Genomic DNA, 19,879 nt, shown 5'->3' with positions numbered 1-19,879 from the left:
CCGGATTGACAGGAAAGTACGCCGCCATTGGCATCGCGGCTTATCTGCCCATTCGGGTAACAAGCGATGCCTGCAACATTGATCCGATCCAACTGCAAAACCCCACCTGCTGACAAGTTGCCTGTTGCTTTGACTGTGGCACCAGAAACCTCGTTAGTTGCCGTAATATTGCGTCCGGCGCTAATGTCGCTGTCGGCACGGACCGTTGCTCCTTTTACCTGTGCTCCGGCTGTAATGTTTTGGGTGAAACTACCGTTTGCACCGCTGACATTACTGGTAAAAATACCGTTTGACCCACTGACGTTTCCGCTAAATGTTCCAGTCTGGCCATTAATGGTGCCGACACTGTTCAGGTTGTTACCACCCATGTCGATAGCAGTGTGCATTTTATTCAGATCGGGACGCCCATTTACCTGAAAACGGTACAGCCTGTCGTTGTCCTCCTGCGCACCAGACAGCTCATCTGTTGAGAGGAGTACTGCAATATGTCCATTACCAGAGGTGGCACCGTAACTGCTCAGCAGGATTTTCCAAGAACGCAGGGCACCTGTGGCGGTTTTACCATCATCAATGTAGCCCCCGAAACCGGTTTTGATATCCCTTGATATCAGCCTCAATGCCTTGTCCGGGTATACACTGCCACCGCTGGATACTACCATGCCCTGTAGTAACTCCGTGTTTTGCCCATTCCTGACCAGATAAGTGTTCAAACGCTGACCCTGACTGTTTGTTTCGGTGAAACCGGACGGCAGGAAACCCGTGTTTTTAAGCATGGCCGTAGTTATCACTGTCGGCGCGGTGGTACTGGTTGCGCTTAACAAAGTGGCGTAGTTACGACCGACGTATCCCCGTGCAGCAGCTGCGTATGTACTGATATGGGAGGCTTCAACCTGCCAGTTTTTCTCCTGCTGCCAGTCTTTGTATTTAGTGAGTCCAAAGACGGTCATTGCCATCACAACTATGAGCGCCAGAGCAACATCAAGATTCGCCCAGCCACGATCGTGCTTTTTCATAAGATTGATATCCATACAGGTTGATACAGATTGGATAACTGGAAGAGACTCCCGCTAAGACACAACCAGGGGCCAAGGGGCCCCTCTTTTTTTCCGGACAAATGCCAGGTTAGCAGCCAGAGCATAAAGGCTGCAGCACCAAACAGAGTGGCCAGTGCTGCATCTTTCCCCCCCATCCAGGCCGTCAGACCTGTTATCAGCCATAAATCTCCCCGACCAAGACGCTGATCGCCCCGGTTTATCAGGATACTCAGCAACGTCATCAGGCCGCCCACCACAGCGATTTCCACCAATTGCGTATATACACCTGCAATCGAAACGTCTTTTGTTACTCCCCAAATAAGTCCTCCAAGTAACAGACGTGCTGTGAAAGTACGTGGCAAATATCCACTGACTGCGTCGGTGATACCGGACTGAAGCAGGAAGCCCATCATCATGATGGCAGCAGCCCGATCGGCAATTGGAGTCGGTGACAGGGCAGCGATCATACTGAACGTGGCGAAAAGCCAAATCCCAGCAGTTAGAAGCGAGTTCCGCTCCTTACTATGAGCAGTGGTATCTTCCAGAAAGTCGAGTACTCTCCACATCAGGCATCTGCCAATTAGCGCAAAACCCAGCAGTAACGGCAGGCTCCATGCTGTTGCCAGGCTGGTGACTATGATGGTTCGCATATTCGCTTTCCTTTCTCCTGCCGACAGACTCGAAGGCCTTTCAGTTCCAGATAGAACCCCCAGATACGGTTGGCATACTGTTCGCGAGTTTCGTGCCTGTCCTTACGAAATCCAGCGTTGTAAGACCCGAGGCAATTCCATGTCACACCACATACCTGAAAGTGGCTGGCCAGTATCCACGCCCCGATCTGAATATTCAGACAGGGTCGTTTCAGCAGGTCTTCTGCACTCTGGATGATGCCCATTCGGATGAGCTTTGGCACATGGGTTGAATTTATCTGCATCAACCCATAGTCCGTGCTGACCGGATTGCCCTTTTTATCCCTGTTAGTGTTTGTGACCCATGGTCGGAGCCAGGACTCCCCTTTGGCCATTGCCTTAAGCAGCAGTGGCTCTATCTGGTATCGGGCACCGGCACTATTAAAGCAGGCATCAAACGTATCAGGAGGGGAGTTCGAACTGGCCATCAATGGACCTGGGGAAAGGGAAAAAATGAGCAGCATCATTGCCAGGTAGCAGGAGAGAATGCGTTCCCTCCGCATATCGTCTCCTTAGCTGTTAAGCGTGAAGATCAGCTTGTTAGTACCGGTACTCCCATTGTCAGCTGTGCATTGTGCGCTGGCTTCTTCGGTTGTCACGATTCCATCACTGTGTGCCGTGGAGTTGACGGTAATGGCATCAGCAATTTTGGCTCGGCTGAGCTGTGTGGCGAGCGAGACGCAGGCATCCTGAGGAACCATTTCGTAGGTCAATGAGAATCCGTTTGAGAATCCAGACACGGTTACAGGTGACAGTGTCACTGCACCACCCCATCCATTGTAAAGTGTGGCAGTCCCTGAAGAGGCTGTACCCCGTACAGTCATACTTTTAGGCTGGACTTTCATCTGGATAAGCGCGCCCATCATTTTGGCTCCGGAAGTGAATGTGTAACCATCTCCCCCTTTCAGCAGGTTTTGTGTACTGGTGATGAGAGATTGAATATTCGATGATTCCTTACCCACGTTGACGTTATTTTTGAGGGCGAAGTATCCCGCCAGCACAAGGCCGATGACGACCAGGACGATCAGGGCAATACTCCCCTGTTCCAGAAACCCCCAGCCTCGATGGTGCAACACTGTCTTAACCGGTTTGTATGTCTGAGAAGTTGATTCGGAATTAAATTGCATGATTTTTCCTCGTTTAAAAAGCGCCCGACGAGCTGTTAAGGGCATTGATATCCATAACGACAAGGACCAGAAGCAAAAGCATCAGGATCATTGCCAGGAACATGAGACCGCGGATAACGACTGCACGTTTTGCTACTCGCTCCAGAGTTTGTTCAAGCCAGCGCTGGCCGTAGTTAATTATGATTTCATCATCGCCGTCCCCCTGTAGAAGGGAGAGAAAGTTGGCAGCTTCCTGCGACGGAAAGTCATAACCGCAATCTTTCAGGGCCAGCCCGAAATGTTTACCTTCACGAACGTGTTCGGTAATTGCTTCGATACGCACAGCAAGCCAGGGGGATGCCGTTTCCTGCAGAATCTCCAGCGCGTCTTTAGTTTTGACACCGGACTGCAGTAGTGCACCGATGTTCAACAGGAAAGTTGCACCCTGAATATCCTTATAAACCGACCATGGCATCAGACCGTCGAATGCACGGCGAAGTTTGTCGGGGCGGTGCCAGCGGGGGAGTGACCAGATAGTCCAGATAGTTGATGCGATAGTAGCGATGGCAGTTATTACGCCATATTCACTGAAATACAGCGAGATACCATAAAGAAAGCCGAGTGCACCGGTCCAGTTCTCTGGCGGGCTGATTTCTGTCAACGTGGGAAGTAACTCAGTATTCAGCACATAAATGGTGCTGGCCATCATGATGGCAAAGCCGATCGGATAGATGGCCATCTGCCATACTGCAGCACGAATACGCTTACCGGCGCTGGTCAGAGCACAGGCGTATCTTAGCGCGCGTGGTAGTGACTCACTGCGTATGCCTGCGCTTATGACGGACGCTTCTGCGGCCGGTAGCCATCGGGAGAGCGTACGCTCCAGCGTTTTTTCCCCGCTGTTTTCCCTTAAGGCATCAACACAGTCATCCGTCAGCTCAACGTAGGGATGCCAGTTCTGGCCGAAGTTTGTCCAAGCATTGCGCATTTTCTCCAGTGAAGGCTTAAGTTGTTGCTGGTTTTCAATCAGAAATCGCAGGGCATCATAGAACTGAACACGGTATCGACCGCTGAACGTCTTGCGAACCAGGGTATATCGGAGTCGTTTCAGGACGTGCATTTCACGCATCATCCACCTCCAGACGTTCATCTTCATCGAGCGGAATGATACGGTTGGCCATCAGCGGGTCGACCAGTCCTTCGTTGATTTTATGCAGGACGTGCCGGACACGGCTGATCCCCTGCATGTGATTTATCCAGTATTGGCGCGCCGCGACTTTGCCGTCTGTTTTCAGCAGCTTAAAAAGACGGTTATTGGTCTCGATAACCTCGGCAATGACGGTACGCCCCCTGATCCCCTGACCGACTTTACCGCGAACCTGACCGTTTATCTCCACCACTTGTGTACATGCTTCACATCCCTCTGGGTTGTGGAAATAGAGCTTATCGGTCGAACAGATACCTTCAATGTTGCAGTATTTCTCCAGCCAGTCCTTTTCCTCGAGAGTCAGGCTGGCGACCTTATCCTGCCAGGATATACGACATTCAGGACATAGCGTGGGCACCAGGCGCTGGCTGATAAGTCCAATCAATAACTGGGCATCACACAGCAGATTTTCGTTAATGCCGAGCGTAACCATGCGTTCCGGGATACCGAGTGCAGAGTTTGTGTGTAGCGTAGTCATCACCAGGTGTCCGGTCTGGGCGGCATAAATGGTGGCCAGCATCGAGATAAGGTCGCGCATTTCCTGCATCATGATTGAGTCAGGGTCCAGTCGCAAAGCTGACGAGATGGCTTTTCCCCAGGCGATATGTACTGCTTCTTCATCAGATTTGTCGCAGATGATCGGGGTCTGAACAGCACCCACGACCTGTCCCTCAAGCGGATCTTCAATGGTCAGAAGGTGTTGCCCGGGGTTGGTATCGAGGTATACCCGACAGGCGGTACGCAGCGTAGTGGACTTACCAGAACCGGTAGGTCCCGAGAGAATGATTTTCCCTTCAGGGCGGTCAATCATGCGTATCAGTAGCTTGATTTGTTCGGGCAAATACCCCAGTTGTAGAAAGTCAGGTACGTTATTGCCGTCATCCGGGATAAGGCGCATTACCGCAATCAGACCATCGCCAGTTGGACGGTGGCTGTAGCGGGCACCAAACAGGCCTATTTTCCGCATCATGGCTGGAGAGAGTCGTGCATCCTGCTCACGGTGTGGGTAGAAACTGGTTTCTGACACATCCGACATAGAGAGAATACAGGTGGCACAGAGGGACATTCCTTCCTCTCTCTGACGTTCATCCACCACATGTAAATAGCCGTGAACCCGCATTTTGACCTGGAAGAGCGAGTCTGAAATCAGGAAGTGAATATCTGAGGAGCCGAGCTTTCTGGCCACTGAGAAATAGTTCAGGATCCGTTGCTCACTGTGGCTGCTGTCGCCACCCAGATCTGCCAGCGTCAAACCAGCCTTATCGCTGGCCTGAGGTTGAGCAGCCTGGTTTTTTTTCGCCTCACGTAAGTCCGAGAGAGTAACAAAACGATGTTTGATCCCTGGATGCTTATTCATTAAATCCATCAGCGCGGCCTGTACACCTGGGTCGCCTCGCTGGTTGGTGTCGATAAGGATTTCTTTCTTTTCTCCGTCATCAAACAGCAGGAGGGATTCTGCAGTAATAGCGTTCATGGTTAGTCTCCGAAAGCAAGCAGAGTGCCATCGCTGAGTGTGACACCGGCAAGCGTAATACTCCTGACAGTGCTCTCCAGACCAGGAATACGGCTCCCCGGCGATACAACCAGTGACTGTCCTGATGGTAGTTGTAGTGTGGCGCGGAGTTTTTGGTCGCGACCGTTGATTTCCAGCACGACAGGACGATTATTTGCGGGAACTGTGCGTGCAGGTTGGCCGGGCAGTGAAGTCTCACCGACGATAGCTCCAGGAAGGGAAGGGGCGACGGTACCGGCACCGGCTTGGTTTTCCTCCAGCTGGCGCTGAAGTTGCGCCCCCTGCACTTCTGCCTGGAGGATGATGTTTCGGATATGCAGTTGCTCAAGCTGACCTTTTGTCACTTCGGCTGGTTGTGATACCTGCTGGTTAGTTGACTGAGAGGCCTGAACAGGTAATGGACTGAATACTGGCAGCAGGAGCCAGAGTGTCGCCTGTCGCAGAAAGTTACTTTGCTGACGCATAAATTTTACCTTCAGTGGTATAGCTGAACGCACTGCCATTCAGCTCGAAAGAGATTCGGGTTAGTCGGATACCAGTTTCATCCAGACCGTCGAATAACATGATGGAGGGGAGGGGAGCGGAGAAACTAAACACGTATTCCTGCCAGTCCTGCACGGGAGGCGGCTCTCCGTTCGCCCCTGGCAGGACTGGAGGTGCAGCTACATCAGTGATGTTGAGCATGACCTGCTGTCGCTGGAACCAGGAGAGGATACGGATGAACTGCGTTGAGCTGCTCGGCACGGCTTCATCTTTGAGTGGGCTGTCAGGGGGAGCCAGTGTAACCCTGGCTTCCCGCCCCCCCTCTTTCAGATTGAATACAGGTGTGACACCGAAAACTTCCCGGGCGCGGGCCAGGAATCCCTCTACTGTACCGCCCGGCATAATCTGGTACAGAAGTGTTATCCCATCAGGTGAACAGGTTCCGGATGTCAGCTTCCAGCTTTCCAGAACATACTTCGCCGGATCGGTCCGTCTCTGACAATCGTTGAGAAGATCCGTAGCCGTGACTTCGTGTGCCCAGGGGTGAGGCAGAGATTGAGGTTTTACCTGGGTGGCAAACATCGCGCGGGCCCTGGCCTGGATTTCCTCGGCGGTGAGCGTCGGCTCCTCTGGTGGTGTGGCAGCCTGCCACCAGGTAATGCCAAATGTACCCATCAGCAATATCGCGCTGGCTAAAAACCAGCGTTGTCTTTGCAGTCCATCAACATGTACACGGCATTGCTGTCGTCTACGCGCAGAGAGTCCGGTAAAGAGACTGTTGGCTTCAAGCGGGGTGTCCACTGTGGCCAGACACTTCCATCCTTCTGACGGCGGTTCATTCATGCTCAGGAACAGTGTCAGCAGCGTTTGCATTTTGTCTGCGCCCCCCGTTTTATCGGCGGTGACGGCAGGCAAACCATTGATGCTGGCCAGAAACACGAAATCAGTACTATTCAGTCGGTAAATACCATATCCGTTTCGTGTACTGGCACAAAAAGCGAGCGCCAGTGAGTAAAGCTGATGCCGGCGATGACGGGCTGGCAATCGGCCGCCCCCAACTACCTGTTGCTGCCTGTCCCGTCCATTTATTCGTTCACTGGAAGCATTAACACCGATACCTGCTGTACTGGCGGGCCGTGCTTTTCTCAGTTGAAATGACGGTAGCCGGAATTTCTGCCTTTCCTTTGGTGCCCAGTCCATTCCCGCCAGCCAGTAACGGCTGCGAGATTTTCCATCCCGGATTGTAAACAGGTAAGCCTCATCATTCATTTCAGCCTCCGGAGTTCTGCGGGAACGTCGGCGTGATCACTATGACCAAAGTGGTTCGCTCGTTTTTACCTGACTGACTTCCACCCAGGAGCGGATTCCCTGGCGTGAAGGTACCGGACTTATTGACGGAGGTATTGTTCTGATCAAAGCCGGTGAGGATCAGCGACTGCCCGGCCCGGAGGTTTGCCTTCTGGCTCAGGGAGCGCAGTTTGGTATATGGCATCTCTATATAGGAGTTGCCGTCTTTTGACGTGAAGTTACGAATAGTAGGTGGATCAGACAGATTGAAGTTCACCTGCAGCTGAACATTACCTGTTTCCTGAATTAACGGCAGGAGGGTCATGTTGAACCCGGTAGTGATCATCCCCGGAGTCAGAGTTGTGGTGGCGCCAACATCAGTGGTGGTTGTTGTAGCCGACTGTGCCACATAAACCGTCTGATCTGCCATCTGGATAGGCACGGGCGTCAGGTTTGTCACGGTGCTGGACTGAGAGGTGACGACGCTGACATCACCCTGTTCGGACAGTGCTTTTAGCAGCAGGCTGGAGCCAGCAAACTTCGCGGCATTACCGGTAGCGGTATCAAGAATGGATGCGCCGGCAGATATACCGCCAGAGAGATCCCCGGTAGCGTTATTAAGCGTTGCGCCAGCTGAATGCAGTGACTTGTAGACCAGATTCCAGTCAATCCGGAAATCTTCATTTCGTGAATTACCGACGCTCAGTACTTCAACATTCAGCGCTACCTGCCGGTTCATGATGAGATTCTGCTCGTTCACGTAACGGGCCACGGCAGCCTGTACTGAAGGTGTATCCGTCACAATCAGTGATGAGCTGGACGAGGACAGCCAGTAGCGGCCTTTATTTGGAGTCAGCATGGACTCAACAGCTTTGCGCAGATCAGCATACAGATCGTATTCCTGACCGGTAGTTGTGCTCTGGGAGGTGGTGGATTCCCCGGATGCGGAGTTATCCGTGCCACTGGTGGCCCCCATACTGCTGGTCGTTCCTGAACTGACGCTCGACGTGCTGGACGTTTTGGTATTCAGCATGGCCAACGAATAGGTCCGGGTTTCCATCAGGTAGAAAACGATGGTGCCATTATCCATTCGCCAGTAGAGACCGCTACGGCTGGCCATCAGATCCAGAAGCCCGCCCAGATCGCCCTGCCACATCAATCCGGTGAGATTCAGGGGCTGGCTGGTTCCGCCTGTTGCCGGAGAGGTTACGCCACCCAGGCTTGCCAGTGGTGTCCGCCCACTGTCATCAGGGGGGGGGAGTGAGCCACTCATCTGGCGTGTGACGCCGGTGCTGACGCTACTCTGGCTGATATCAATGGCATCAGGAGTAAATATGACTGGTGTGCCGCACAAAGCTGTGATGCGTTGTGCCAGTTCCTGCAGCGTAATGTTCTTTTTTGCCTGAGTTATGTTACAGGACGGAGCCTGGCGGTTTCTTTCCCGTACGGCGACAGGAATGGGGCTGGGGTTAATCCACTGCCGGTCCGTCCAGGTCAGTGGTTGTTGGTGTTGGGTTCGTGGCAGCTGCGCCTGCGCGCGGGCTACCGTGGCATCAGATTGAGCCTTCGTCTGCATTTTGTTGATTTCAGAGAAGGTACAGCCTGCGAGCATGGCAAAGCAGGACGCCATCAGCAGGCGCCGCAAAAGGGTTTTCTTCATGGGGAAAATCCGGATTAGTTGAGGTAAACCACGGCGCCTTCAGAAACGCCCTGTGGTGCCGTGAGTCCGGTGGCAAGACCGGAGAGCCAGATTAGCTGGCCACTTCTCATGGTGCCGATAAGTGCCGAACCGCGACTCTGTGCCCGTAATGCATCAACGAGCCCAGGTTGTTCCGGCATCCAGATCCACAATCTGCTCTGAAGTAACCGGTACTGGATTCGGCTGTCGGGCGTGAAGGGAAGACCCAGTTGATCGGTTGGAATGGCGCCCTCCTTCTGACCTGTCTTGTAACGCCAGTCATTAACACGATTAGCGATGGTCAGGAACTGGGATGCATAAAACTGGCCGCTCTGTGTTTGTATAGCTGTCCGACTGTTCTGATTGCGCTGGGAATCTATATCACCGGCGATAAGGAAAAATATCATACCGATGGCCAGTATGACCCAGCCCATCATCGACCTGCCGGAGTGTCTGTGACTGATACCACGCACTGCATGCGGGAAGCTTCTGCATAAAGCGGTTTCTGTGCGGTACGGTAAAGGTCGAACATTTGGCCGAGCATGGTTTCAAATGAACCGCGGAATGTCAGCGGAGCATCAAGCCGATAATCCGTCACGGCGACAGGCCATATAACCGTCCAGTGTGGTGAAGCGCCAGATTCACAGCGGGTGTCCTGTGCCCATTTCATCAGCATTTCCCGCAGAGTTGTACCAGCCGGTGCCGTCCAGGTTTTGCCCTGAATCACAGGTGCGATCGGTTGTCCTGTGACTGGCTGCGGTTTCACCGCTACCGGTGTCTGCGCCGATTTTGTCGTTACAGGGGCCGGAGATTTAACAGTTGCCTGCGTTACTGGTTGGGCTGAATCCGGGCCGCTGAATGGGTTTTTCGGTACGCCGGCTGCCTGGGCAGGAGTTGTTCGGTTTTCAGTGGACGACGCAGAGGTTTTTAACTGAGCAGATTGACCCTTTCGCTGCAGTGTGACGGCATGACGATTCCAGTCCACCTGCGCCTGGATTGATTGCTCTTCCAGCAAACGGTTGAGCACCCTAGTCCACTGGTCATTGGTGTATACCGAGACGATACGGGTATTCAGGACAGGGCGCAGTGCATTCTCGTAGTTGAGTGCCCAGCCAGTGGGAATGATACGTTTGACCCACTGTTCGAGTGTGAGGTTGCGCGCCGGTGATAATGACAGAACTTCAACGGGACCCGGTGTGCCGATAAATGTAAGTGTTGACAGTGATGGGTTCGCGATTGAACCAGGTGCGCTGGATTTACTTGTGGAGGAAGCCAGCATTGTTGGTTGAGGTAAAGGCGAGGTCTTCGATAACTGCGCTGCAGTTGCCGACTGTCGTACGGGAACAGGTGTAGCGGCCGGAGGCGCTATCCGTCGTTGTGTTTGTTTGATTATATCAGCGCTGTCGCTGATCTGACCGTCTACAAACACGAGTGCAGGGGTGTCTGGTGCGACATTACGGTTTTGAAATCCCGTGCAGCTGCTCAACAGTGACGGTATTAACAGGGGCAGGGCAATTTTATGCACGCTGACGTCCCGGGTGAATGGTCGAAACTTCATGGTTTGTTCCTTTTGTTATCGGTCAGTGAAGGTCTGGCCGCCAGAGATTACCGCTGCCGACATTTTCTCGATCTCCCCATGCTCCCCATGCGGTTTCCGGCAGGGTACTATGTCCGATATAGAGAGTGCGTAAAGTAGCTTTAGACAACGAGGTGTCCCGGCCTCGAACAACAGAGAAACGATCGAGATAGAAAGACTTTTCAACTTCTTCGTCCTCGTTTTTTTTCAGCAGGAGTTGAAATGTGACAGGTGAAATCATTGAGCCTGTTGCGGTAAATGCTTCTTCCATACGAGTGAGCTGCAGGATGTGATTCTTCCGAGTGCGCTGGCGCTCCATGATTTCGGTGACAACTTGTTCAGGCCAGGGGCAGAGGCAGTGTTTCCAACCAAGTCCTAGAAGTGAATTAAGTACTGCCCGGAATCGAAAAAGATCGCAGTTCCCGGTTGATACAGAGTTCGTCCAGAGCGTAGTCAGTACGGCATCAATGGAGCGTTTTTTTTCGGTTTCGAGTAACTGCCGGATAGTCATGAACTCGCTTCCCATTCCTTTGAATGTCGGTATTCTTCTTGCTCCGCTTAACCATTCAGTGATGAATCTACGTTTGCCACGCTCTGAGGTTATGTGATGGTTTTCGACTGCCGTACGTAAGGCAACGAGAATGCACCACAAGAGATGGCTGACCTGTTCCTGGGTGGATTGCATGGTTTGTCTCTCTTAGGTTCCGGTTTCTGGCAATGACGTCTGTACCTTCATTCCGCCAGAATGAAGGAAGCCTGAGTGCTGGCTGGTTAAAGGAACAGAGGTTGTTCATCGGGTAGGACCAGCCCAGACGTCATTGCCGGAAAACGGTGCAAAAAAAAGCCCCCATAGACGGGGGAAACTAAAAGGGATGGAGTGATAACTGGTTAAGGCCAGTTTAAGAGGCTACGGTAAATTACATTTCAAAACCCCCATGCATCAGCATGGGTGATCATATCGAACAACATCGCTGTCCTGGATATTGGGTGTTCCATTTTTTCTAGCTGTGTCAGGCGTTTGTACTGACTTTTTGTAAGCCAAATATTTGATGCAACTTCCAGTTCATCCCTTGCTGCAGGGTGATGGGTAGGGTCGGGATATTTTTTCATTAATGCTTCAACCACCCTTGTGTTCACTGGGGTGATTTGGCTACCGAACTTCACAAAATCGCAGAAGGCTGAGTGCGCCCTAATAGTATCTATCTTTTGAACATCAAAATTGGCTTTTAGGAAAAAATATCCAGGAAAAACTGCAGATACCCTTTTTCTGAAAACATGCGGTGCATCAGCACGACGTATTTTCGTTAAGGATAATGGCGTCCAGGGAGTAATTCTCCTGTCGTGTAGCCAGCCGAATAATTTCTCGCGATTTTTGCCCCCCGTAATATAGAGAGCAAGATACCATTGTTGGTTACATACAGTCTCAATATTCATTTTTGAACGCTTCGCGCAGAATTGATCCATGACGGGATAATTCAATGTTCAACGGGGACGAACATACTCAACCATGACGACTAACAGTCTTACTAACAAACACTTAAGTTTGCCTGCTGTATTGGGGGTCTCATAGCTCAGAATGCTCTTGTAGGGTAGACCCTCAAGTAAAATTGGCGGCAATACTTAAAGGTCTGCGCGTATAATTCTATCCCAGTAAACCAAAGTAAAGTGTAAATAGTCCAAGTCTTAAAAATGCACCCTTAAGGGGTGCATTTTTTGATTAATTTGTGATCATTAATGAAATCATAAAAAAATATGAGCGTGACAATATTACTGCCCGCATTGCATCGTTGCTTTTTAAGTTCAGAGCCTTAGTGCTTCGCTTAAGATGTGATCGGACCGTTTCAACAGAGATATTGCAAATGTCAGCAATGGATTCATATGTATTTCCGTGTGCATACAGAGTCACAATTTCTAACTGTTTTTTGGAAAGTTCAGGAAAAACGCTATGCAGGGCGTTAATAGTGTTCTCATTAATCATTGTGAAGTCCCCTGGCAAATCAGTACGTAATAAATTTACGCGTAAAATGCATCTCCCTTAATGGGGAGAAACCCCATTGAACATGTTGTGATATGTGGTATGGATTAGGGCGTTCTGTTTAGAGAACACATCAGCTACAAGGCATTGAAAGCCAAGTTTATTTGCTAAGGGGGATTGAGAATTCTTTGATAAGTTCTTGAGCATTGTAGATGAAGCTCCCGTGTAGATATGATATCGGCTACCACGGAGTTCTCACGCTCTGGTGGCAGCCCAGGCAGGGGTGAGAAACCGGCCTACACGGTACCGGCCAACCTTACGGTTGCCCTACCTGAACCGCCATTACACAGATGTGCTGGTTCAGTACACAAAAAAACACGCTATGCGTGTCTATGTGCACGTGTAGATACGGGTTCTCACGCCCGGTCACAGGATTTACTATGACTGTTGAAGACTACTGTTTGCTTAGTGATGAGTCAACTAGATACGCATCAGGATCAGCTCTGAATAATCGAAATCTCGGCTTTAAAAATCGAGGGGGGATATAGGCATCCCAGTTATTCTTCTTGCAAACTTCTATTAGCTCGGCCCCTGACGCGGTCCCGGTTTTCTGCAGACATCTGCTGATTCTGTGTTCTACCGCTTTTAAAGAAGTCCCTAATATCCGAGACATAATTTTCCTGCTGTATTTAAGAGATATTAAAAAAATGACTTCCCATTCAGCATTAGTAAATATCTCGGACGGTACCCTATATACCAACGATTTGGGAACGTCTCCCGACAGTAAGCTATCTGGTCCAAAAATATCAACAGGTCTTACCTGAAGCATAGTACCGGAACAGATCCCTTCATCGTCATAATAGGGCCGGGACTCGAAGTACAAAGCATGTATAGAGTTGCTCTCACCTATTGGATGCGTAACGATTGAAGAGAACTGGTCTTCATGCTCCATAACAAGTTCTTCCTGATTGTGTATTCGCTGTGAAAGGTAAGCTAAGGATGTAGGAAGTTGGTCTAATGTTTTACCTACAATAGGATAATCATAAGGGAGTTTTAATAACCTAAGAAAGGCTTGGTTTACTGCTACATACTGCAGGCTACCATTCTTGATTGTCATAGGTTCCCTGCTGTTGGAAATCAGGTTTAAGACCTGAGGAGCAAGTTGGAATTTTTTTTTGAAGAAATGATTTTAGACATCATCCGCTAATGGCCGTATCTATTTGAATTTTAGAGGTATATTCTGTGTGCGGATGTACTATATCATGTAAAACTACACTTAACTGAGTTTGATCAGCGATCATAATATTAGTTAATGATGCTTTTAAGTGTCTGATTGTATGCTACGATACAATAATTCGTAGGTGCTATCTGTAAACCAGGAGGAGTTATGGCACATCCGATACATTGCACGAAAGTCGCTGGTATCACGGAGTTCAAAAGGGATCCGTTAGGGACTGTCGAGTCAGCAGAGGGTGATGCTATTGCTATTCTGAATCGTAGCGCGCCGGCGTTTTATCTTGTACCACTAGAGCTTTTCGAGAGCTTAAAACGAGACGCAGAAGCGCATCGTTCCAGAAGTGAAGCTTAATCCTGGTGCTGGAGAGATCCTAAAAATTGATCCTGCATTGTTGTGGTGATAAAGTCGGTGAACTTATTGTTATAAATGAATTTATTAGGTTGTCACGCCTTAGAAGGTGACAGGTTCTGGCAGGTTAGTTAACTAAGCCCAGAAAAGCAAAAACCCCGATAATCTTAGATACTTGGCGGCATCGCGAGATTAACGGGGTCCTTAACAAATCATGCAGAAGTTGTTGCTTCTGTATGGGAGTATAACCCGTGCGCGAAAAAAGACAAGAGATTCCGTGCTTACTCCTTCTGTGCAACATAAGCGCAGGAAGTAGTGAGTAAGCAGAATTCTGAAGCTACTACACTTTACCGCCAGGTAAAAAATCCGAATCCAGAGTTCATTCCTGAAAAGGGAAAGAAAACCCTGCCATTCTGTGAAAAAATTCGCGAGAAAGCTGTTGGCTTCACTCAGCGTGCAGAGTTTCAGGCTCTGGTTGCTATGCTGATCGCCCGTGGTGAGCGCAAAAAGCGCCCTCCAGTGTTGCGCATACGGGCTCTGGAAGCAGCTGTTCAGGCAATGTGCCATTATTTTAATCCCCTGGCTAATCGCGTTGGTTCATCGCTTACTACCATGAGCATTCGCTGCGGGCTGGCCACGGAAAAAAAACGTCTGTCGATCACCCGCCTGACGGGGGCTCTGAAGTTTCTCGCTCAGCTCAATCTCATTACCTATAACACCGAATACGACAAAGAAATTGGCTGCAATATCCCCACAGACATAACTTTCACGCCGCTGATGTGGCAGGTACTGGGAGTGTCTGAGGAAGCAGTTGCTGCAGCCCGTCGCAGCCGTATCGAGTGGGAGAACAAGCAACGTGAGAAGAAAGGGCTACCTCGCGCCGGTGCAGATGAACTTATCAGTGCAGCCTGGTCATTCGTGCGTGAACGCTTCCGACAGTATCATAAGTCACGTTATGAACACGGCATGAAACGGCACAGGGCGCGTAAGGATGCTCCCCGAACGCGTAAAGAGATTGAGCAACTGGTTCGTCTGCAGCTCCAGAAAGAAATCAGTAAGGGCCGCTTCTTCGGTACTCTTGATTCGGTGCGCGACGAGATAGAACGTCGTGTCACTGAGCGAATGAAGCTCTCGCGTGGCCATTATGCTCGACTCGGTGATGCCTTGCTCGTCACAACTTAACGCCTGCTAATACACAATCTATATGACCTGGTGCCCTGGCGCCGGTTTACGCCTGCCTGCTTTACAGCTTGTATTGCAGTTTTCACCTGTCCAAGTCCCTGTTTCAGGTCTCTGAATGACATACTCGTCCTGTAGACCTCGGGGTGAATAAACTTAAACAAAATCCGACCTTGGTTGGTCACACATTTCTGTGACCGATCGCCCAATGTTTCGCCGCTTTTCGTTGTTCTTCTACTTATCCACACAAACTACAAGAGGCTATTGCTTCAATCCACTGGAAGGATATCGTTCAAACCACTAAATGGTTTCTTTACAAACTACGATGATCCTTTTAAACACCCGATCTTCTTTCTTTTAAACTTCAGTTATTACTTACTTTTAAAAATAAAACCTATTCAGCACCTGTCCTGTGGACATGTGTATAACGCCCGCCCTTGCAGCGGACGCTGTCCGCGCCGGTTCGGTTCAGGCGCTTTGCGCCTTAAAGTAGCTCCCGCCAAAAATGGCGGGCAGGGTGCAAAACTTTATAAACTGCCAACATCTGGTAACTGACCTTCCAAATCTTCAACTCATCACACAAACTCACCACTGAAAAGCGCCGCCACCCGGCCCAAAGGGCCGGAAGACATCGCTTTTAATGATGGATGTTGTAACTAGATTCTGAGCTGCTTTAATTTATACTGTCGACAGGTCCAGGATAACACGCCCGTAAGCGGTCCTAACGGCCCGCTAACGCGGAGATACGCCCCGACTGCGGCTAAGCCTTGTCGTGACCACTCCGACGGCGCACATAGCTTTCTGTACAGCCTGTTTGCGGATTATGGCTTAACAGGGGGAAGGGATGGATTGGTGGAACCTATCAGAACTGTAACCGGCTACGCCGGGCAACGGCGCCACTCACTTTCAGTGTAATATTTAACATCTGTTGGCGCCTTTATGCCGCCACGCGGCATAATTATTCTCCGTTTATACCGGTAGCCGCTGGAACTGCCGAAATTTCCGTTGAGCATAAATTTTAGCGTTCGACAGCATGTGTACAAAAGACCTCGTCAACAAGACAACAAAGTAATAGCTGTTTGTAGCGTAAATATTCAGGGGTGATATTTATGGGTTAGTGTTTTTTACGGGACAACTACAGTAATATGTGATACCGATGCAGTGGATATTATTAACGGTATCGACTATGTATCAAATAGCTGGATAAAAGTAATAGTTGAATAAGGTATCAATACCCGTAATCTTACGTTCAAACCACCAAAATGGGGGGTATCATGTGCAAACTAAACAAAGTTCCTCTCAGAGTACTGGATGATGAGGAAAAGAACTACGCGCTGAACGAGGGAAAGTTTGGGATAGGGTTTTGAGGGAGTACAACGTGTGGCATAGCTCAGGTGGCGAACAAGCGTCCGCCATCCCTAAAAGGTATGGGCTTCAGATGGATTGTTTTCTCGAATTCTTATACTTTGTAAAAATAACTTTGTTGAAAACAATATTAATAACCCAGCAGATAAGCACTCCTAAAAAAGCTGCACCATAGATGCGTTGGTTCGGATCTGTAATCCAGTTTAATGGCCACACCGCATCAATTTGCGAATTATTATTTGACACAATTAGTTGAATTTCAGATAAACATGCGTAAGAAAAGGAAAACGTTATTACATACAGGACTGCAAAATAAAATGGTTTAGGAAAGGTTCTGTCACTCTTCTTATTCATTTTAGAACTCCTGAGGAAATTGTTAATGATATATATTTAATTAGACTTGTTTCTACTGCACATATATAAATTTATAGGTTATGTTCTGATATGTCCATTAGTTTTAACTTAAGTGCATTTTATTTCCGTCAATATATATCTGCGTGTTGCTATGTATAACAGGAAAAGAAAGGAGAAGGACGCGCACTGGCACTGGCAGTCAAATCGGCCGCCTGGCATCGTGAGAACTCGTAGCACAGGATGCAGGCATTTTCACACAGGCACAGGTAATCGGTTTCCCCTGCTGTCGGCAACGTTCGGATTCAGGGCGTCATTGAGAGAGCCTTATCCCTGATGTTGCTTCCGCCAACGCCAGGGTTCTGTCTGGTCGGGGGCTGACCAGAGTCCGATTGCCAGACGTCTGGCTTCGTCTTCGAGGGCAGCGTAGTCAGGTTTGATGGGTTTTCCGTGATATCGGTACGCCCAGGCCAGTCCCTTACGGATCTGTTCGGCATTCACGTCCTTAGCGTCAAGCCACACCGTACCCAATAGCCGTCCATAACGATCCGTATCTCCTCCCGTGACGGTTACGGTTCGCTGCGCCACCATCGATGAAAGAGCCTGACGGGAGCGCTGGCCAAAGGGCTGGCTCTTTTCGGGTGCATCAATGCCGGCCAGACGAACACGGGTCACTCTGTTCCGGGGTTCGAGGTTCAATCGTGTAAAAAACCACGTTAAGGCAATAATTCATTGTTTGAATTGAAATTTAATGGCCTCAACTCTCCCTTCAGAATATTTTCCGGCAGCGTGAACGTATAATGTCCCAGCATGTTGATATGACCGTACATCAGTGGCGACAGGCGTGAGATATGCTCGTCTTCCGGGATCTCACCAGCGCTGCGCAAATGTGATAGCGCTTCCTGCATATAAAGCGTGTTCCACAATACAACTGCGTTAGTGACAAGCCCCAGCGCACCCAGTTGATCCTCCTGCCCCTCACGGTAACGTTTTCTAATCTCACCACGTTGGCCGTAACAGATCGCCCTTGCCACGGCGTGACGGCCTTCTCCCCGGTTAAGCTGAGTCAGTATCCTGCGACGATATTCTTCATCATCAATGTAGTTGAGGAGGTACAGCGTCTTGTTGACCCGTCCCACCTCCATAATCGCCTGCGCCAGCCCTGACGGACGGGAACTTTTTAAAAGCGAGCCCACAAGTTCTGAGGCGTGGACTGTACCCAGCTTCAGAGAACCGGAAACCCTCATCATTTCATCCCATTGGGTTTCTATCTTTGACAGTTCAACGCATCCCCGCGCCAGCTCATCCAGTACCCCGTAGTTCGCATTTTTATCTGCACGCCAAAATACCGCCTCACCGGCATCTGCCAGGCGGGGCGAAAACTGGTAGCCCAGCAGCCAGAACAGGCCAAAGATAATGTCGCTGGACCCTCCAGTGTCCGTCATAATCTCCACCGGATTCAGCCCCGTCTGCTGCTCCAGAAGCCCTTCCAGCACAAAGATAGAGTCACGCAACGTACCGGGGATAACGATGCCGTGAAAGCCGGAATACNAACCTCCAGAAAATATACGGCTTCAATGAGCCTTTCCGTTTTACAGGTTCCTCAACAGGCCGGTGGGCCGTTAGTATCATCAATATCAGTATTCGCAAAACCAGATCAGTAATTCTTTAAACCGGTGTATTTCTGCCGTTATGCTACATAAGTTTGCTGTCGTGCCGTTAGGGCCCAGGCTATTCTGGCCAGCTTGTTTGCCAGAGCACAAGTGACGACAAAGTTGCTTTTCCGGCACAGTAAATCCCTGACCCAATCGGCCAATTTGCCAGACTGGTGTTCCAGTTTTTGTATGAATACCCTGGCACATTGAACCAACAAAGTTCGGATCTTTTTATTACCTCGCTTACTAATTCCCAGCAATGTCGTCCTACCTCCCGTGCTGTACTGCCGAGGTACAAGCCCTGTTGCCGCCGCAAAGTCACGGCTGCTGGCGTACTGCTTCCCGTCGCCAATCTCAGTTGAAATAGTACTCGCTGTCAGTGTTCCGACGCAGGGAATGCTCAGCAAGCGCTGTCCAACCTCATCTTCGTCCAACTTTCGTTTCAACTGGGATTCCAAATCTTTAATCTGCTCAACAAGATAGTGATAATGCTGTTGTAATTTCAGCAATAACTGGCTGAGGTAAAGAGGCAAACTATTATCCTCAAGAATGGTACTCAGTCGGCTAATAACGGCAGCTCCTCGGGGAACGCTAATGCCAAATTCCAGCAGAAAAGCATGCATTTGATTGGTTGTTTTTACCTTATCCTGAACCAGGGATTCACGGACACGATGCAGAGCCCGCATTGCCTGCTGAGATTCCGTTCTGGGCTGCACAAAACGCATAGACGGACGCGATGCAGCTTCACAAATAGCTTCGGCGTCGACAAAGTCGTTTTTATTGCTTTTAACGAACGGGCGGACAAATTGTGGTGATATCAGCTTTGGGGAATGCCCCAACTCTTCCAACTTGCGTGCCATAAAGTGAGAACCGCCACAGGCTTCCATTGCGATGGTTGTAGCGGGGCATGTCGCCAAAAATTCGATCAACTTTGGCCGGGTAAATTTTTTACGGTAAACAGCCTTCCCGCGACGATCCTGGCAATGAATATGGAAAGAGTTTTTACCCAGATCGATACCAATGAGCGCAATGTTTTCCATGATAGTTCTCCGAATGAAAGCCTGTCCTCAGCATAGTACCGGGAAGGAGGGAGTGACCATCTCATTAAATAAAGGGCACTGTTGCAAATAGTCGGTGGTGATAAACTTATCATCCCCTTTTGCTGATGGAGCTGCACATGAACCCATTCAAAGGCC

At 49.9% G+C, this 19,879-nt stretch carries 19 protein-coding genes and 1 pseudogene; 1 reads left to right on the top strand and 19 read right to left on the bottom strand.

Annotated features, from left to right (window positions below; genetic code table 11):
* The 15 genes from pilV to JQ822_RS24730 all read right to left on the bottom strand — a co-directional run.
* Positions 1 to 1,013: shufflon system plasmid conjugative transfer pilus tip adhesin PilV (pilV, locus tag JQ822_RS24000; protein ID WP_171846127.1), on the bottom strand; the 1,013-nt coding region annotated here is incomplete at its 3' end.
* Positions 1,010 to 1,684, bottom strand: coding sequence for a prepilin peptidase (locus JQ822_RS23995; RefSeq protein ID WP_053389052.1), 675 nt, complete (start codon positions 1,682 to 1,684; stop codon positions 1,010 to 1,012). The genes pilV and JQ822_RS23995, both read right to left, overlap by 4 nt.
* Positions 1,669 to 2,151, bottom strand: coding sequence for a lytic transglycosylase domain-containing protein (locus tag JQ822_RS23990; RefSeq protein ID WP_069325157.1), 483 nt, complete (start codon positions 2,149 to 2,151; stop codon positions 1,669 to 1,671). Before JQ822_RS23990 ends, JQ822_RS23995 begins: the two co-directional genes overlap by 16 nt.
* Before the next feature lie 84 nt (positions 2,152 to 2,235).
* Positions 2,236 to 2,850, bottom strand: a complete 615-nt coding sequence (locus JQ822_RS23985; RefSeq protein ID WP_052463753.1) for a type 4 pilus major pilin — start codon at positions 2,848 to 2,850, stop codon at positions 2,236 to 2,238.
* 13 nt (positions 2,851 to 2,863) lie between these two features.
* Positions 2,864 to 3,958: a type II secretion system F family protein gene (locus tag JQ822_RS23980; RefSeq protein WP_040231337.1), complete on the bottom strand. Its 1,095-nt coding sequence runs from the start codon at positions 3,956 to 3,958 to the stop codon at positions 2,864 to 2,866.
* Positions 3,951 to 5,510: a GspE/PulE family protein gene (locus tag JQ822_RS23975; RefSeq protein ID WP_048227627.1), complete on the bottom strand. Its 1,560-nt coding sequence runs from the start codon at positions 5,508 to 5,510 to the stop codon at positions 3,951 to 3,953. The genes JQ822_RS23980 and JQ822_RS23975 overlap by 8 nt, the downstream gene beginning before the upstream one ends.
* Positions 5,511 to 5,512: 2 nt before the next feature.
* Complete coding sequence (gene pilP / locus JQ822_RS23970) at positions 5,513 to 6,013, bottom strand: type IV pilus biogenesis protein PilP (protein ID WP_053069306.1); 501 nt, start codon at positions 6,011 to 6,013, stop codon at positions 5,513 to 5,515.
* Entirely contained in the window at positions 5,997 to 7,301 is a 1,305-nt protein-coding gene (pilO2, locus tag JQ822_RS23965; protein WP_048227626.1) for a type 4b pilus protein PilO2, read from the bottom strand. Before pilO2 ends, pilP begins: the two co-directional genes overlap by 17 nt.
* Before the next feature lies 1 nt (position 7,302).
* Complete coding sequence (gene pilN, locus JQ822_RS23960; protein ID WP_048227625.1) at positions 7,303 to 8,979, bottom strand: PilN family type IVB pilus formation outer membrane protein; 1,677 nt, start codon at positions 8,977 to 8,979, stop codon at positions 7,303 to 7,305.
* Positions 8,980 to 8,993: 14 nt separating this feature from the next.
* On the bottom strand, positions 8,994 to 9,434 hold the full coding sequence (pilM, locus tag JQ822_RS23955) for a type IV pilus biogenesis protein PilM (RefSeq protein WP_224773767.1): 441 nt from the start codon (positions 9,432 to 9,434) through the stop codon (positions 8,994 to 8,996).
* Complete coding sequence (locus JQ822_RS23950; protein ID WP_058687258.1) at positions 9,431 to 10,555, bottom strand: TcpQ domain-containing protein; 1,125 nt, start codon at positions 10,553 to 10,555, stop codon at positions 9,431 to 9,433. The genes pilM and JQ822_RS23950 overlap by 4 nt, the downstream gene beginning before the upstream one ends.
* Positions 10,556 to 10,577: 22 nt before the next feature.
* The gene (locus JQ822_RS23945) at positions 10,578 to 11,258 is read right to left on the bottom strand and encodes a hypothetical protein (protein ID WP_048227624.1); all 681 of its coding nucleotides are present in this window, start codon (positions 11,256 to 11,258) and stop codon (positions 10,578 to 10,580) included.
* A 239-nt stretch (positions 11,259 to 11,497) separates the two neighbouring features.
* Positions 11,498 to 12,007 (bottom strand): transcription termination/antitermination NusG family protein, encoded by a 510-nt coding sequence (locus JQ822_RS23940; RefSeq protein ID WP_048227623.1) that lies wholly within the window; start codon positions 12,005 to 12,007, stop codon positions 11,498 to 11,500.
* A gap of 283 nt (positions 12,008 to 12,290) precedes the next feature.
* Positions 12,291 to 12,551, bottom strand: coding sequence for a helix-turn-helix transcriptional regulator (locus JQ822_RS23935; protein ID WP_048227622.1), 261 nt, complete (start codon positions 12,549 to 12,551; stop codon positions 12,291 to 12,293).
* A 451-nt stretch (positions 12,552 to 13,002) separates the two neighbouring features.
* Positions 13,003 to 13,686, bottom strand: a complete 684-nt coding sequence (locus JQ822_RS24730; RefSeq protein WP_255366017.1) for a helix-turn-helix transcriptional regulator — start codon at positions 13,684 to 13,686, stop codon at positions 13,003 to 13,005.
* 762 nt (positions 13,687 to 14,448) lie between these two features.
* Here JQ822_RS24730 and repA point away from each other — a divergent pair.
* A complete protein-coding gene (repA, locus tag JQ822_RS23920) occupies positions 14,449 to 15,315 on the top strand; it encodes a plasmid replication initiator RepA (RefSeq protein WP_048227619.1) in 867 nt (288 codons plus the stop codon).
* Between the two features lie 1,431 nt (positions 15,316 to 16,746).
* On the opposite strand, the gene JQ822_RS23915 is transcribed toward repA, so the two are convergent.
* The 4 genes and pseudogenes from JQ822_RS23915 to JQ822_RS23900 all read right to left on the bottom strand — a co-directional run bounded on the left by JQ822_RS23915 (position 16,747) and on the right by JQ822_RS23900 (position 19,723).
* Complete coding sequence (locus JQ822_RS23915) at positions 16,747 to 17,031, bottom strand: hypothetical protein (protein ID WP_053389728.1); 285 nt, start codon at positions 17,029 to 17,031, stop codon at positions 16,747 to 16,749.
* Positions 17,032 to 17,355: 324 nt separating this feature from the next.
* Positions 17,356 to 17,703 carry a thermonuclease family protein gene (locus JQ822_RS23910; protein ID WP_227525328.1) on the bottom strand — a complete coding sequence of 116 codons (348 nt, stop codon included), beginning with the start codon at positions 17,701 to 17,703 and terminating at the stop codon, positions 17,356 to 17,358.
* A gap of 41 nt (positions 17,704 to 17,744) precedes the next feature.
* Positions 17,745 to 18,593: pseudogene (locus JQ822_RS23905) on the bottom strand (Tn3 family transposase); the annotation flags it as partial.
* A gap of 125 nt (positions 18,594 to 18,718) precedes the next feature.
* Positions 18,719 to 19,723 carry an IS110-like element IS4321 family transposase gene (locus tag JQ822_RS23900; protein WP_000427623.1) on the bottom strand — a complete coding sequence of 335 codons (1,005 nt, stop codon included), beginning with the start codon at positions 19,721 to 19,723 and terminating at the stop codon, positions 18,719 to 18,721.
* Positions 19,724 to 19,879 lie beyond the last annotated feature (156 nt).

Origin of the sequence: Citrobacter sp. FP75 (assembly GCF_018342065.1) — a bacterium.
Classification (GTDB): domain Bacteria; phylum Pseudomonadota; class Gammaproteobacteria; order Enterobacterales; family Enterobacteriaceae; genus Citrobacter.
Note: the sequence above shows the minus strand (reverse complement) of the source record. Positions and strands in the feature narration are given on the sequence as shown.